Origin of the sequence: Burkholderia sp. Ed8 (assembly GCF_040761425.1) — a bacterium.
Lineage (GTDB): Bacteria > Pseudomonadota > Gammaproteobacteria > Burkholderiales > Burkholderiaceae > Burkholderia > Burkholderia seminalis.
Window position 1 is genome coordinate 1,361,394 of record NZ_CP142886.1, and the last position, 15,126, is coordinate 1,376,519.

10 protein-coding genes are annotated in these 15,126 nt (G+C 69.9%); 6 read left to right on the forward strand and 4 right to left on the reverse strand.

Translation table 11 applies throughout. From position 1 onward, the window contains the following. Positions 1-8: 8 nt before the first annotated feature. Genes VXM69_RS20200 through VXM69_RS20210 form a run of 3 tightly spaced genes read right to left on the reverse strand, consistent with a single transcriptional unit; the run spans position 9 to position 2,889 of the window. Complete coding sequence (locus tag VXM69_RS20200; protein ID WP_034188104.1) at positions 9-716, reverse strand: WbqC family protein; 708 nt, start codon at positions 714-716, stop codon at positions 9-11. Positions 717-721: 5 nt separating this feature from the next. Next, the gene (locus VXM69_RS20205; protein ID WP_367190108.1) at positions 722-2,107 is read right to left on the reverse strand and encodes an NAD(P)/FAD-dependent oxidoreductase; all 1,386 of its coding nucleotides are present in this window, start codon (positions 2,105-2,107) and stop codon (positions 722-724) included. Beyond that, positions 2,104-2,889 (reverse strand): class I SAM-dependent methyltransferase, encoded by a 786-nt coding sequence (locus VXM69_RS20210; protein WP_034188102.1) that lies wholly within the window; start codon positions 2,887-2,889, stop codon positions 2,104-2,106. The genes VXM69_RS20205 and VXM69_RS20210 overlap by 4 nt, the downstream gene beginning before the upstream one ends. A gap of 558 nt (positions 2,890-3,447) precedes the next feature. On the opposite strand from VXM69_RS20210, the gene VXM69_RS20215 reads away from it, so the two are divergent. From VXM69_RS20215 to VXM69_RS20240, 6 genes are read left to right on the forward strand one after another with little or no spacing between them, the layout of a single operon-like run. Next, positions 3,448-5,247, forward strand: coding sequence for a tetratricopeptide repeat protein (locus VXM69_RS20215; protein WP_367190109.1), 1,800 nt, complete (start codon positions 3,448-3,450; stop codon positions 5,245-5,247). After that, positions 5,244-6,185 (forward strand): UDP-glucuronic acid decarboxylase family protein, encoded by a 942-nt coding sequence (locus tag VXM69_RS20220; RefSeq protein ID WP_175028446.1) that lies wholly within the window; start codon positions 5,244-5,246, stop codon positions 6,183-6,185. The genes VXM69_RS20215 and VXM69_RS20220 overlap by 4 nt, the downstream gene beginning before the upstream one ends. Beyond that, positions 6,182-7,387 (forward strand): class I SAM-dependent methyltransferase, encoded by a 1,206-nt coding sequence (locus VXM69_RS20225; RefSeq protein ID WP_034188099.1) that lies wholly within the window; start codon positions 6,182-6,184, stop codon positions 7,385-7,387. Before VXM69_RS20220 ends, VXM69_RS20225 begins: the two co-directional genes overlap by 4 nt. Before the next feature lie 12 nt (positions 7,388-7,399). Then, a complete protein-coding gene (locus VXM69_RS20230) occupies positions 7,400-9,904 on the forward strand; it encodes a tetratricopeptide repeat protein (protein ID WP_367190110.1) in 2,505 nt (834 codons plus the stop codon). After that, entirely contained in the window at positions 9,901-12,387 is a 2,487-nt protein-coding gene (locus tag VXM69_RS20235; RefSeq protein WP_367190111.1) for a tetratricopeptide repeat protein, read from the forward strand. Before VXM69_RS20230 ends, VXM69_RS20235 begins: the two co-directional genes overlap by 4 nt. Beyond that, on the forward strand, positions 12,384-14,660 hold the full coding sequence (locus tag VXM69_RS20240) for a tetratricopeptide repeat protein (protein ID WP_367190112.1): 2,277 nt from the start codon (positions 12,384-12,386) through the stop codon (positions 14,658-14,660). The genes VXM69_RS20235 and VXM69_RS20240 overlap by 4 nt, the downstream gene beginning before the upstream one ends. Positions 14,661-14,797: 137 nt before the next feature. On the opposite strand, the gene VXM69_RS20245 is transcribed toward VXM69_RS20240, so the two are convergent. After that, a complete protein-coding gene (locus VXM69_RS20245; RefSeq protein WP_059559395.1) occupies positions 14,798-15,094 on the reverse strand; it encodes a flagellar protein FliT in 297 nt (98 codons plus the stop codon). Between the last annotated feature and the right edge of the window lie 32 nt (positions 15,095-15,126).

Consider the following 15,126-nt stretch of genomic DNA (forward strand, 5'->3'; position numbering starts at 1 on the left):
CGTGGTCCTCAGGTTCGGCCGGTCACGACATGGCGGCGCGCCTCCGGGCCGCAATGAAACAGCACGTCGAGCACCGTCACGCCATGCACGAACTCGCCCCACAGCTGCGCATAGGGCGGATAGGCCGGATAGTCGAACCAGCGCACCGCGATGCCTTCGGCCGCGAACCGGCTCTCGTCGAGGTAGTCGCGTGCGGCGGGGCCCGACAGGTATTCGGTCGCGCCGGCCTGGAGGCACAGGTTCAGCAGTTTGTCGGTGCGGTCGCCTTCCAGCGTGTAGTCGGACGACGAAGAAATGCGCGTGGCGATGCCCAGCTGCCGGTTGATCCAGGCCAGCATCGCGAGGTTCAGCGTGCTCAGCGTGTCGTGCCGGCCGTTCAGGTAAAGCGCCTCGAGCTGCTCCGCGTAGCGCGCGAAATGCGGCGCACGCGCGTAGTTCTGCCGCAGCCGCGTCCAGTGCTGCTGTGCCCATTGCGTGCCGTCGATCTCGGTTTCGCGAATGCTCTGGTGATAACGGCCTTTCACCTTGACCGGCACGGTCAGCCACTGCACGCCTTGCGGCGTCTTGATCTGGTTGCGGTTGCGCCAGTCGCGCCGCGTGTACTGCGCGTCGTCGTACAGGATGAACTCATCGGTCGCGGCGATCAGGTCGAAGTACCCCTTCCACGGGATGTAGTTCGACTGGACGATCGCGATGCGCTTCGGCTGCGGATTCATGTCGATCAGGCGGGGATGTGACCGTACCGGTACATGTCGACGAGCTCGGGCGGAATGCCCCAGTCCGTCGCGCCGAGCCGGTCGTGCAGCGCCTCGAGATCCGCGCGGCTCGCGCGTTCGAGCTGTTCGACCATGCGGTTGCGCGCCGGGACGAAGTCGTGCTGGAAAGCCGCGTTGATCTGGTGGCGGACCGTCTTGGCGATCGCCGCTTCGCGCGACAGGTTGCGGATCAGCGGCCGCTCCGGCGCGAGGTCCGCATAACGCGGGTCGATCGGCTCGCCGCGCATCGCCGCGACGAGGTCGCGGCACAGCACCGGCGACAGATGAAAGCCGTCGCGCTTGGTGCCGCCGAGGATCCACAGGTCGCGCACGCTGGTCGCGCCGATCAGCGGATAGAGATCGGATGTCGTCGGGCGCCAGCCGACGTTGACGTTGACGAGATTCGCGCGCGAGAAACGCGTATTGATCTGGTCCATCGCCGATTTGAGCAGCGTGTACGCGCTGCCGGCATGCCCGTGTTCGTGCGGCACCGGGCTGATGTAGTTGCTGGCGCCGACGAGCGTGCGGTCCGGGCCGTACGGCGCCGAATAGACGCCGCACGCGAGGCCGCGGTTGGTCGTGCGCACGCAGTGCGTATGCACGTTCTCGCTGCTCTGCAGTTCGATCGACATGCCGATGCCGTAGAACAGCCGCTGCACCGGCAGCTCCGGCAGGCTCGCCTGCAGCACGCGCGTCAGGTTCGCGCCGTTGCAAAGCACGAAGCGGTCGGCCTCGACCGTCGAGCCGTCGCTCAGCCGGGCGCCGGTCACGCGCCCGCTCGCGACGTCGATGCGCTCGACTTCGGCCGAAACGAAGGTGACAGGGCCTGCCGCGGCCACGCTGGCCTGGAGCGCATCGAGAAACTGTTTCGGGTTCGTCCAGCCTTCGCGCCTCAGATACACCGCGTTCAGCGCGCGGAACTGCGGATGCGGGTGATAGTTCGGGATGCCGGCGGGATCGACGGCCTCGCACGGCTCCTCGAATTCGCGGCAGAAGCGCCGCATCGCCGCGAAGTTCTCGTCGTCGAGCGCGTCGGTGGCCGCGTTGTTGAGCACGTAGGTGCCGAAGCCGTGCGCGACCGCGTGCGCCGGTGTGCAGATCTCGGCGAACACGCCGGGCCAGGCGGAGGTCGCCGCGCGGCTCAGCTCGAACTTGAAGCGGTCGAGCGGCGTGCCGAGCGAATCGCCTTCCAGTTCGGTGAACGAGTTGAGCATCGCGGCGGCCGCGCGCGTCGCGGAACCTGGGCGCTGCGCGGGACCGACGACGACGAGCTCGATGCCCGGCTCGGCGCGCTGCCAGGCACGGGCCGTCATCAGCCCGAGGATGCCGTTGCCGAGGATCGCGATCTTCATGGGCGCACCCCGCCGCCTTCCGGGAACGTCAGATAGCACAGCGACGGATACGATTTCGCCTTGTGGATGCGGTGCGGGTGCTTGCCGAGCAGCTCGCGCACGTAGTGGATCCCTTCGGCCGGCGTCTGGCCGCCGCGCGTGAGCTGCCAGAACGCGACCACGCCGCCGGGCACGAGCCGCTTCATCACGGTCTCGAAGGCGTGGCGCGTCGGTCCCGGCACGTTCAGGTCGAACCACGCGAGCGCGACCGGTTCGCCGGGATGCGCTTCCTCGTAGGCGGCGAGCGTTTCGCGGCAGTCGCCTTCCCACACGTGGTGCTTGCCGTTCACGTGGCCCATCGCGTTGTTGCGTTCGTGCAGCGACAGCAGGTTGCGCAGCAGGTCCGCGTAGTCGCCGGCGAGCGAGTACGTGCCGTCGGAGAACAGCTTGCGATCGCGCGAATCGGTGTCGGAGAAGCCCGCGTAGCCGGTGAACGTATCGAACGCGTGAATTCGGCGCTGGAAGTTCAGCGGCTCGAGGATCGCGCGGAAGTTCTCGCACAGCACGGCGGTCTGCCCGCGCCAGGTGCCCAGATCGAGGATCGAGCCGGGCAACGGCACGATCTGCTCGTAGACCTCGAACGTCGCGAGAATCCGCGCGAGCAGCGAGCCGCGCACGAACAGGCCGAGCGAGCGTTCGAGTTCCTCCTGCGTCGCCGGATAGGTCTGCATCAGGTCGAACAGTTCGCGCCGCGCGGCGAGCTGATCGTCGTTCGAGTTGGAGATGATTGAGGACTCGTGCATACACATGGCTCCAGGCGCTGAGGGTGGATTCGAGGGCATCCCCAGCCGCGGGCCGGCAAGCGGCTTGCGCCCGGCGCGATCGTCCGCGCGGTGGACGCCTCCAAGTCTGTGCCCGAGTCTATCGATCCGCGCCCGGATCGAACGGCGGATTAGCGGGCCGTTTCACCCCGCATTTCGACGGATGCCGCCGCGACCGGCGGCCGGGCGGGCGCAGCCGCCGCATGCCGCCGCAATGCCGAAAACCGTTATCCGGCGCGGCCCGGCGCGATTCGGCACCCATGCGCGGCATGCCGTCTCGGCCGACGATCCGCGTTCCGCGCCGCTCGAGCCGCAACCTTGACCGGCGTCATGCCGGCACCCGCGCGGTCACATGAAAAGCGACCAAATCCGGCACCTGCTCCGCCGATTGGAACGACAGGCGCGCGCCGAGAATGCTGGCATGTCGAAGGCCGTCCGCCCGCATGCCGACCGGTATCCGCCCGGGCGTGCCTTCGCGATCACGTGCCGGCCCGCGCGCCGGTGCGCGCGCCCCTATCGAACCCAGGCTGGCTTACCACGATGACTGATCTCACGCTGCCCGACTCCCCCGTCGCCACGATCGAAGCGGCGCTGGCGCTGCACCAGGCCGACCGCCTCGAAGAAGCCGAGACGCTGTACCGGCAACTCCTCGACGCCGACCCCCGGCACGCGGACGCGCTGCACCTGCTCGGCCTGATCGGTCACCAGTACGGGCGCTATCAGGAGGCGTCCGAACTGATCATGGCGGCGATCGAGATCAAGCCCGACGCGATCTACTACTACAACCTCGGCAACGTGATGCAGGCGCACAATCGCCCCGCCGCGGCCGCCGAGTGTTTCCGCCTCGCGATCGAGCTGCGGCCCGACTACGTCGACGCGTACAACAACCTCGGCAACGCGCAGCGGCTGGCGGGCAACGCGCGCGCGGCCGTCGACGCGTTCTGCCAGGCGATCGCGCTGCAGCCCGACCACGGGCAGGCGTACAACAATCTCGGCAATGCGCTGCTCGACCTGAACGAGATTCCGGCCGCGCTCGAGGCGTACCAGCACGCGGTCGCGCTGCGCCCCGAGCTGCCCGAGCCGCGCAGCAACCTGCTGTTCGCGTACCACTACAGCGATGCGTTCGACCAGCAGGCGTATCTCGACGAAGCGGCCCGCTTCGACGCGCTCGTCACCGGCCGCGCGCAACCGTGGTCGACCTGGCTCGTCGACCTGACCGCGCGCATCGGCCGGCCGCTGCGCGTCGGCATCGTATCGGGCGACCTGAAGTCGCATCCGGTCGGCTATTTCATCGAAGGGATGCTCGCGCACCTGAACGGCGCGCGTGTCGAGCTGCATGCGTACCCGACGCGCGACGTCGAGGACGACGTCACCGCGCGCCTCAAGCAGCGCTTCGCGTCGTGGACCCGCCTCGCGGGCCTCGGCGACGCCGCCGCGGCCGCCCGGATCCGCGACGACCGCATCGACGTGCTGATCGATGCGTCGGGCCACACGATCCACAACCGCCTGCCGCTGTTCGCGTGGAAGCCCGCGCCGCTGCAGGTGAGCTGGCCCGGCTATTTCGCGAGCACCGGCATGCGCGCGATCGACTACGTGCTCGGCGACCGCCACGTGATGCCGGACGACGAGGCCGCGCATTTCGTCGAGCGCGCATGGCATTTGCCCGACAGCTACCTGTGCTTCACGCCGCCGGCCGTCGAGCTCGACGCCGGCCCGCTGCCGATGCTCGCGAACGGTTATCCGACCTTCGGCTATTTCGGCAAGCTCGTGAAGCTCACCGACCGCGTGATCGCGGTGTGGTCGCGCGTGCTGGCCGACGTGCCGAACGCGAAGCTGTTCGTGAAGGCGCCGCATCTGGACGACCCGCGCGAGCAGGACGCGCTGTCGGCCCGCTTCGCGGCGCACGGCATCGGCGCGGCGCGCCTGCTGTTCGAAGGCCGCTCGCCGCGCGACGAATACCTCGCCGCGTACCGGCGCGTCGACCTGATGCTGAGTCCGTTCCCGTACCCGGGCGGCACGACGACGGCCGAAGCGCTGTGGATGGGCGTGCCGGTGCTCGGCCGCCGCGGCGCGCGGTTCCTGTCGCACATCTGCGAAAGCCTGCTGCACGCGGCGCGCTTGCCGGAATGGATCGCCGACGACGATGACGATGCGTACGTCGCGAAAGCCGTCGCGTTCGCGCGCAATCCGGCCGAGCTGGCCGTGCTGCGCACGACGTTGCGCGCGCAGGTGCTCGCCGCGCCGCTGTGCGACGCGCCCCGCTTCGCGCGCCATTTCGAGGACGCGCTGCACGCGATGTGGGCGCGCCACGTCGAGGCCGCGCCGGGAGCCGCGTCGTGAACGGCCGGTCCGTGCTGGTCACCGGCGGTGCGGGTTTTCTCGGCTCGCACCTGTGCGAGCGCCTCGTCGGCGCCGGCTACGACGTGATGTGCGTCGACAACTTCTACACGGGCAGCAAGCACAACGTCGCGCACCTGATCGGGCATGTCAATTTCGAGCTGATCCGCCACGACGTGTGGCTGCCGCTGTACGTCGAAGCCGACCGCGTATTCAACATGGCGTGCCCGGCGAGTCCGGTGCACTACCAGAGCGATCCCGTGTCGACGGTGAAGACGGCCGTGCTCGGCGCGATCAACATGCTCGGCCTCGCGAAGCGCTGCGGCGCGCGCATCCTGCAGGCGTCGACGAGCGAGGTGTACGGCGACGCGCAGCAGCATCCTCAGCAGGAAAGCTACTGGGGCAACGTCAATCCGAACGGGCCGCGCGCGTGCTACGACGAAGGCAAGCGCTGCGCCGAGACGCTGTTCTTCGACTATCACCGGCAGCACGGCGTCGACATCCGCGTGGTGCGGATCTTCAACACCTACGGCCCGCGCATGCGCGCCGACGACGGGCGCGTCGTGTCGAACTTCATCATGCAGGCGCTGCGCGGCGAACCGATCACGCTGTACGGCGACGGTAGCCAGACGCGCTCGTTCTGCTACGTCGACGATCTCGTCGAAGGCCTGCTGCGCATGATGGATCAGAACGACGACACCGGCCCGATGAACCTCGGCAATCCGAGCGAGATCACGATCCGCGAGCTGGCCGAATGCGTGCTGCGGCTCACGGGTTCGAAAAGCCGCATCGAATATCGCCCGCTGCCCGCCGACGATCCGCTGCAGCGCCGCCCCGACATCGGTCGTGCGCGTCAGCGCCTCGACTGGCAGCCCGGCGTCGCGCTCGAGGACGGCCTGAAGGAAACGATCGCCTATTTCCGCAAACAGGTGAATGCATGACCCCCGAACTGATCGACGCCACCTGCCCCGTTTGCGCGCATACCGTTGCCGCGCCGTTCTTCCCGGCCGGCGAGCACACGCTCGCGACGCTTGCCTGGCCCGCGTCCGCCGAAGCGGCCCGCCGGCTGCCGCGCCATGTGCTCGACTTCGTCCAGTGCCCGCGGTGCTCGCACGTGTGGAACCACCGCTTCAGCTACGATGCGATTCCGTATCAGAGCAACCCGAACCGGATGTTCAACAGCGGCGGGATCTGGAAAGGCCATCTCGCGGCCACGCGCGACCTGCTGCTCGGCGCGCTGCCGGCCGAACCGGCCGTCGTCGAGATCGGCTGCGGCGAAGGGCATTTCGTGCGCGGGCTCGCCGAAGCGAGCCGCGGCGGCCGCTTCGCCGGCTTCGATCCGAACGCGAGCGCGGGCACCGGCCACGGCATCGAGTTCCATGCGCGGCTGTTCGAGCCGCTCGCCGACATGCCGGCCTTCCGGCCCGATGCGATCGTCATCCGCCACGTGCTCGAACACCTGACCGAACCCGCGAAGCTCGTCGAGCAGCTCGCATGGGGCGCCGCGCGCCAGCCGAACGCCTGCTGGCTGTTCGCGGAAGTGCCGTGCATCGATCGCGTGTTCGAGACCGAGCGCCTCGCCGATTTCTTCTACGAGCACGTGTCGCAGTTCACGACGGAATCGTTCCGCACGCTGATGGCGCGCGCGGGCGAGGTCGTCACGCTCGCGCACGGCTACGACGGCGAAGTCGTCTATGCGCTGGTGCGGCTCGGCGTGCCCGAGCAGGCGCGCAAACGTGCCGATGCGTCGACGCATTTCGCGGCCCGCACGGTCGAGCACCGCGCGGCGATCGCCGGGCAGCTCGCGGCGCTGGCCGAATCGGGGCGGCGTGTCGCGATCTGGGGCGGTACCGGCAAGGCCGCCGCGTTCATCCATCACTTCGATGCCGACGCCGCGCGCTTTCCGCTCGTCGTCGATTCCGATCCCGACAAGGTCGGCACCTACGTGCCGGGCACGGGCCAGAAGATCGAATACCGCGACGCGCTGAAAGCGGCGCCGGCCGACGTGATCATCATCCCGACGCAATGGCGCGCACGCGACATCGTCGCCGAGATGTCGCGCGAGGGGATCGCGGCCGCGGCCGTGATGATCGAGCACGAAGGCCGGCTGATCGACTTCGGGCGCGAACCGCATCCGTATTGAGCGGCCCACGCGATGGAGTCGATCGGACCGCAACTGCAGGCGGCACTCGCGCATCACCAGGCCGGCCGTCTCGTGGAAGCGAAGACGCTGTACGACGCGATCCTCACGGCGCAGCCGGGCCAGCCCGACGCGATGCATTTCCTCGGCCTGCTCGCCTGTCAGCTGAAGCAGTACGACGCGGGTCTCGCGCTGATGGAGCGCTCGCTCGCGGCGCGGCCGGACGCGTCGTACTTCAACAACCTCGGCAACATGCTGCGCGAATGCGGCCGGCTCGACGACGCGATCGCGCATTACCGCCGCGCGGTGGCGCTGCGCCCCGAGTTTCCGGAAGCGCACAACAACCTCGGCAACGCGCTGCGCGACGCGCGGGTCCCGGCCGAGGCGATGGCGAGCTGTTCGCGCGCGATCGAGCTGCGGCCCGGTTACGCGGAGGCGTACAACAACCTCGGCAATGTGCTGCAGGATCTCGGTGAACTCGACGCGGCGGCGGCCAGCTACGGCAAGGCGATCGCGTTCCACACCGCGTATGCGGAAGCGCACAGCAACCTCGGCAACGTGCTGCGCGCGCAGGACAAGCACACGGAAGCGATCGCGCACTACCGCCGCGCACTCGAACTGAGCCCTGCGCTGCCGGCCGCGCGTCACGGCCTCGGCCTGTCGCTGTGGGCGCTCGGCGAACTCGGCGAAGCCGCGCGGGTGCTGCGTGCCGCCGTCGCGGCCGAACCTGGCGATGCGGACCTGCACAACAACCTGGCCGGCGTGCTGCGCGATGCGGGCGACCTCGACGGCGCCGCGTCGCACTATGGGCGCGCACTGGAACACGATCCGTCGATGGCGGTCGCGCATGCGAACCTGAGCGGCGTGTTGCGCCGCCAGGCGCGTTACGCGGAGGCGTTGCGGCATGCGCGGCATGCGATCCGGCTGGCGCCCGGTCTCGCCGATGCGCACAACCATGCCGGCAATGCGTATCACGGCCTGAACGATCTCGACGCGGCGGACGCGAGCTACCGCACCGCGCTCGCGCTGAACCCGGCCGATGCCGGCGCCGCCCACAACCTGTCGGTCGTGCTGCTCAAGCGCGAGCGGCACGACGACGCGCTCGTGTATTGCCGGCAGGCGCTGTCGGCCGGCCGCCCGAGCGCGGCGATGCACGTGAATCTCGGCGACATCCTGCGCGGCCAGGGCAACGTCGACGCCGCCGTGCCCGCGTACCGGGACGCGCTGGCGCTGGTGCGCGACGATGCGGACGCTGCCGCGGCCGACGTACTGAGCCGCCTGCTGTTCGCGTCGGCCGCGTCGGCGAGCGTGCCGCCAGCCGATTACCTGAACGACGCGCGCCGCTACGGCCGGCATCTGGCGGCCCGTTCGACGCGTTATCCGCACGACGTAAGCGAACGTGCGGCGCGCGCGCGGCACCGCCCGCTGCGCGTCGGTTTCGTGTCGGGCGACCTGCGCCTGCATCCGGTCGGGATCTTTCTCGAAAGCGTGTTCGCGCATCTCGATCGCACGCGCGTCGCACCGCACGTCTATGCGACGTCGGACGAGGAAGACGCGGTCACCGCGCGGCTCAAGCCGCATGCGGCCGCCTGGCGCTCGATCGCCGCGCTCGATCCGCAGGCGGCCGCGCGCACGATTCACGACGACGGCATCGACGTGCTCGTCGACCTCGCGGGCCACACGCAGGCGAGCGGCCTGGCCGTATTCGGCTGGAAGCCCGCGCCGGTGCAGGCGAGCTGGCTCGGCTTCTTCGCGTCGACCGGGTGCGATGCGATCGACTACTTCATCGGCGACGCGTACACGTTGCCGGAAAGCGAAGCCCGTCATTTCGTCGAGGCGCCGTGGCGGCTGCCGGACAGCTACCTGTGCTTCACGCCGCCGGCCGACGACGTGCCGGTCGGCCCGCTGCCGATGGCCGCGAACGGCGGCGTGACGTTCGGCTGTTTCGGCAAGCTGGTGAAGCTCGGCGACGACGTCGTGCGCGTGTGGTCGCGCGTGCTGCACGCGCTGCCGTCGGCCCGGCTGCTGCTGAAGGCGCGCGAACTCGAGCACGCGGCCGTGCGCGACGCGACCGCCGCGCGGTTCGCGCGGCACGGGATCGACGCGAGCCGGCTCGCGTTCGAACCCGCATCGCCGCGTGCCGACTATTTCGCCGCGTACAACCGGATCGACATCGCGCTGAGCCCGTTCCCGTACCCGGGCGGCACGACGACGGCCGAGGCGCTGTGGATGGGCGTGCCGGTCCTCGGCATGCGGGGCACGCGCTTCGTCACGCACATCTGCGAGAGCCTGCTGCACGCGGCCGGCATGAACGACTGGATCGCCGGCGACGAAGACGACTATGTCGCGAAGGCGGTGGCGGCCGCCGCCGACGGGGCGCGCCTGGCGGCGCTGCGCGCGGATTTGCGCGCCACGCTGCTCGCGTCGCCGCTGTGCGACGCGGCGCGTTTCGCACATCATCTCGAAGACGCATTCCACGGCATGTGGGCACGCTATACGGAAACGGCACACGCAGCATGAACGACATCAACGACACCCTGCAACGCGCGCTGGCGCATCACCAGGCCGGCCGTCTCGCGGAAGCGAAGACGCTGTACGACGCGATCCTCACGGCGCAGCCGGGCCAGCCCGACGCGATGCATTTCCTCGGCCTGCTCGCCTGTCAGCTGAAGCAGTACGATGCGGGCCTCGCGCTGATGGAGCGCTCGCTCGCGGCGCGGCCGGACGCGTCGTACTTCAACAACCTCGGCAACATGCTGCGCGAATGCGGCCGGCTCGACGACGCGATTGCGCATTACCGCCGCGCGGTGGCGCTGCGCCCCGAGTTTCCGGAAGCGCACAACAACCTCGGCAACGCGCTGCGCGACGCGCGGGTGCCGGCCGAGGCGATGGCGAGCTGTTCGCGCGCGATCGAGCTGCGGCCCGGTTACGCGGAGGCGTACAACAACCTCGGCAACGTCTTGCAGGATCTTGGTGAACTCGACGCGGCCGCGGCCAGCTACGGCAAGGCGATCGCGTTCCACACCGCGTATGCGGAAGCGCATAGCAACCTCGGCCACGTGCTGCGTGCGCAGGAAAAACACACGGAAGCGATCGCGCACTACCGCCGCGCGCTCGAACTGAATCCCGCGCTGCGCGTCGCGCAACGCGGGTTGGGTGCCGCGCTGCGGGCGACCGGCGATTTCGACGGCGCGCTCGCGCATGCACGCGCGGGACTCGAGCCGGACGATGCCGAAGCCCATTGCGCGCTCGGCATCTCGTTGCGCAGCATCAACGATTTCGACGGCGCCGCCCAGTTGTTCGAGCGCGCGCGAGAGATCGATCCGCGCTACGCGCCGGCCTGGGCGCGGCTCGGCGAGCTGCGTTGCCAGCAGGGCGAATACGAGGCGTCCGTGCACCTGTGCCGGCGCGCGATCGAGCTCGATCCCGAGCTGGCGGACGCATACAACTTTCTCGGCCTCGCGTATCACAACCTCGACCGGATGGCGGCCGCGGAGTTGAGCCATCGCCACGCGATCGACCTGAACCCGGACGACGCCGATGCGCACCACAACCTCGCCGCCGCGCTGTTCCGCCTCGACAAGCTCGACGAGGCGATGGACGAATACCGGATCGCACAGGCGCTCGGCATCGATCCGGTGAAGATCCAGCTGACGCTCGGCGACATCCGCTGGGCGAAGCGCGACTTCGCGGGCGCCGTCGCGGCCTTTCGCGAGGCGATCGAGCACGACCCGCATCGCGCGTATGCGCGCCTGCTGTTCAACATGTCGAGCTCGGCGGCGTTCGAGCCGCGGGACTGGGTGGTCGAGGCGCACCGCTACGGCGAACGCCTGGCGCGCGACGTGCAGCCGTTCGAGCACGATCGCGCCCGGCGCGTGCGAGACGCGCGCGGCCGCCCGCTGCGCGTCGGCTTCGTGTCGGGCGACCTGCGCCAGCATCCGGTCGGCATCTTCCTCGAAAGCGTGCTCGCGCATCTCGATCGCACGCGCATCGAGCCGCATGCGTACGTGACCTTCGTGGTCGAGGACGACGTGACGGCGCGGCTGAAGTCGGGCTTCGCGAGCTGGAAGAAACTGACCTGCATGAACCGCGACCAGGCAGCGCGGATGATTCGCGACGACGGCATCGACGTGCTCGTCGACCTCGCCGGGCACACGAACTGGAGCGGGCTGCCGATCTTCGCGCACCGGCCCGCGCCGGTGCAGGCAAGCTGGCTCGGCTTCTTCGCGACGACGGGGGTGCGCGCGGTCGACTATTTCGTCGGCGATGCGTACACGCTGCCGGCCGACGAGGCCGAGCACTTCGTCGAGGCGCCGTGGCGGCTGCCGGACAGCTACCTGTGCTTCACGCCGCCGGCCTACGACGTGCCGGTCGGCCCGTTGCCGATGGCCGCGAACGGCGGCGTGACGTTCGGCTGCTTCGGCAAGCTCACCAAGATCAGCGACGACGTCGTCGCGCTGTGGTCGCGGCTGCTGCAGGCACTGCCCGATGCACGCCTGCTGCTGAAGGCGCACGAACTCGGCGCGGGCGACCTGAATGCGGCGACGCGCGCGCGCTTCGCGCGGCACGGCATCGACGCGAGCCGGCTGATCCTCGAAGGCGGGTCGCCGCGCGCGGAATACTTCGCCGCGTACAACCGGATCGACATCGCGCTGAGCCCGTTCCCGTACCCGGGCGGCACGACGACGGCCGAAGCGCTGTGGATGGGCGTGCCGGTGATCGGCATGAAGGGCGGGCGCTTCGTCACGCACATCTGCGAGAGTCTGCTGCATGCGGCCGGGATGGGCGACTGGATCGCCGACGGCGAAGCGTCGTATCTCGCCAAGGCCGTCGCGTTCGCGCAGGATCGCGACGGGCTGGCTGCGTTGCGCGCGACGTTGCGCGAACGCACGCTCGCGTCGCCGCTGTGCGATGCCGCGCGGTTCGCGCGCAATCTCGAGGACGCGTTCCACGGGATGTGGGATCGCTACGCGGCCGGCGAGACGACGGAGCCGCGCGCATGACGGGCCTCGTCGCGGAACGGCTGAACGCGGCGCTCGCGCACCATCAGGCCGGGCGTCTCGATGATGCGCGCGTGCTGTACGAGGCGATTCGCCGCGATGCGCCCGACCAGCCGGACGCGACGCATTTCCTCGGGCTCCTCGCATGCCAGCTCGGCCAGTTTCCGGCCGGCCTCGCGCTGATGGAGCGCGCGATCGCGCTGCGTGCCGATCCCGTCTACCTGAACAACCTCGGCAACATGCTGCGCGCGCACGGCCGGCTCGACGACGCGATCGGCGCCTATCGCCGCGCGATCGCGCTCGCGCCCGGTTATGCGGAAGCGCACAGCAACCTCGGCAACGCGCTGCACGAGGCGGGCGACGCCGACGCCGCGATGCTGAGCTGCGCCCAGGCGCTCGCGCTGCGGCCCGACTATGCGCCGGCCTACAACAACCTCGGCAACGCGCTGCGGGACAAGGGCGAAGCGGATGCCGCGGCGCGCGCGTACGAGAAGGCGCTCGCGCTCGATCCCGCCTATGCGGAAGCGTGTTTCAACCTGGGCAACGTGTGCGGCGCGCAGCATCGGCACGACGACGCGATCGCGCACTACCGCCGTGCGATTGCGCTGCAGCCGGGCCTGCACGCCGCGCATCACGCGCTGGGCATGCTGCTGCTGGAGCGCGGCGAACTCGACGCCGCGATCGCGAGCCTCGCGTGCGCGGCGGAGTCGGGCGACGTCGACTGGTTGTTCGGCCTCGCGGCCGCGCTCGATCACGCGGGAGATCTCGACGGTGCGGTGGCGAGCCTGCGGCGCGCGCTGGCTGTCGCGCCCGATCGCGCCGAACTGCATCACCATCTGGCACAGACGCTTGTGCGGCAGGGCAAGCGGCGCGAGGCGCTCGACAGTTGCCGCGTCGCGCTGTCGTTGCCGAACCCGACCGCGCAGATGCACGCGGTGATGGGCGACATCCTCTGTGCGCTGTGGCATATCGATGCCGGGCTCGCGAGCTACGACCGCGCGCTCGAGCTCGATCCGGCGTTTCGCAACGCGCACTCGGGCCGCATGTTCCACGGCGCCGGCACCGACCGGCTGTCGGCGGCGCAACTGCGCGAACGCGCCTGCGCGTTCGGCGCGCAGATGGCGGCGCTGGCATCGCCGCATCGTCACGCGCCGCGGCCGGCGAACGGGCGCGCGTTGCGGGTCGGCTTCGTATCCGGTGACCTGAAATCGCATCCGGTCGCGGTGTTCCTGCTGAGCGTCGTCGCGGCGCTCGATCGGTCGCGCGTCGAACTGGTGGCCTACGCGACGCAACCGGTCGAGGACGACACGACCGCGGCGCTCAAGCGCCACTTCGCGCTGTGGCGCGACCTCACGCCGCTCGACGACCGTGTGGCCGCCGACCTGATCGCGGCCGACCGCATCGACGTGCTGGTCGACCTGAGCGGTCACACGGCGTCGAACCGGCTGCCGCTGTTCGCGTGGAAGCCGGCGCCGGTTCAGGCGACCTGGCTCGGCTATTTCGCGACGACGGGCGTCGCCGCGATCGACTACGTGATCGGCGATCGCCACGTGCTTCCCCCCGACGAGGCGGCGCATTTCGTCGAACGGCCGTGGCGGCTGCCGGACAGCTATCTGTGCTTCACGCCGCCCGCGCTGCCGCTCGACGTCGGGCCGCTGCCGGCCGAGGGAAACGGGTGCGTGACGTTCGGTTGCCTGAACAACGCGAACAAGATCGGCGAGCCGGTCGTCGCGCTGTGGTCGCGCGTGCTGCATGCGGTGCCGGGCTCGCGCCTGCTGCTGAAGTCGGCGCAGCTCGACGAGGCGGCGCTGCGCACGAGTCTCGCCGCGCGCTTCGCCGCGCACGGCATTCGCGCCGAACGGCTGCTGCTGCGCGGCGGCTCGAAGCGGCTCGCGCATATCGGTACGTTCAACGACATCGACATCGTGCTCGATCCGTTCCCGTATCCGGGCGGCACGACGAGCATGGAGGGGCTGTGGATGGGCGCGCCGTTCGTCACGCGGCGCGGCGACCGTTTCCTGTCGCATATCGGCGAAAGCATCCTGCACACGCTCGGCATGCCGGAATGGATCGCGGACGGCGACGACGCTTACGTCGCGAAGGCGGCCGCGTTCGCGAACGACCTGCCGCGCCTGGCCGCCGTGCGGGCCGGGCTGCGCGAGCGGCTGCTGCGCTCGCCGCTGTGCGATGCGCCGCGCTTTGCCCGGCACCTCGAAGCGGCGTTCGCGCAGATGCATGCGGCGGCGGTCGAACAGGCGGCGCGCGCCGCGCACTAGCGCAGGCGCGATGCCCGGGGGCGCGTGAGGCGCTTCCTTTCTCCCCCTCAACCGGCGAAAAAAAAGCCGCGCGCATGCGGCTCGACGATACGACGTCGGCGCCCGCTCGATGGCGGCGCGCGTTGTTGTTCGCAGGCTTACAGCATGCCGGTCGTCTGGTAGGCGCTCGCGGCGCGGATCCGCTCGCGCGATGCGGTGAACTGCTGCGCGAGCCGGTCGCGATCGGCCTGCGCGTCCTGTGTGATCGATGCGTCGATGTCCATGATCCGGCGGATCGTGTCGAGCGCGGCCGGCGTCTGCTCCGGCGCCAGGCTCATCAGCAGCGGCGAGCGCGCGTCGGCCAGCGCGGCGACGCGCTCCCAGTCGCGCAACGCGCTCGCCGACTGCATCGCCTGGGTCAGGTGCAGCGCATGGTTCAGGGCATCGGTCGTCATGGTCATGGTCGTCGTCCGGTGTCGTGCGAAGG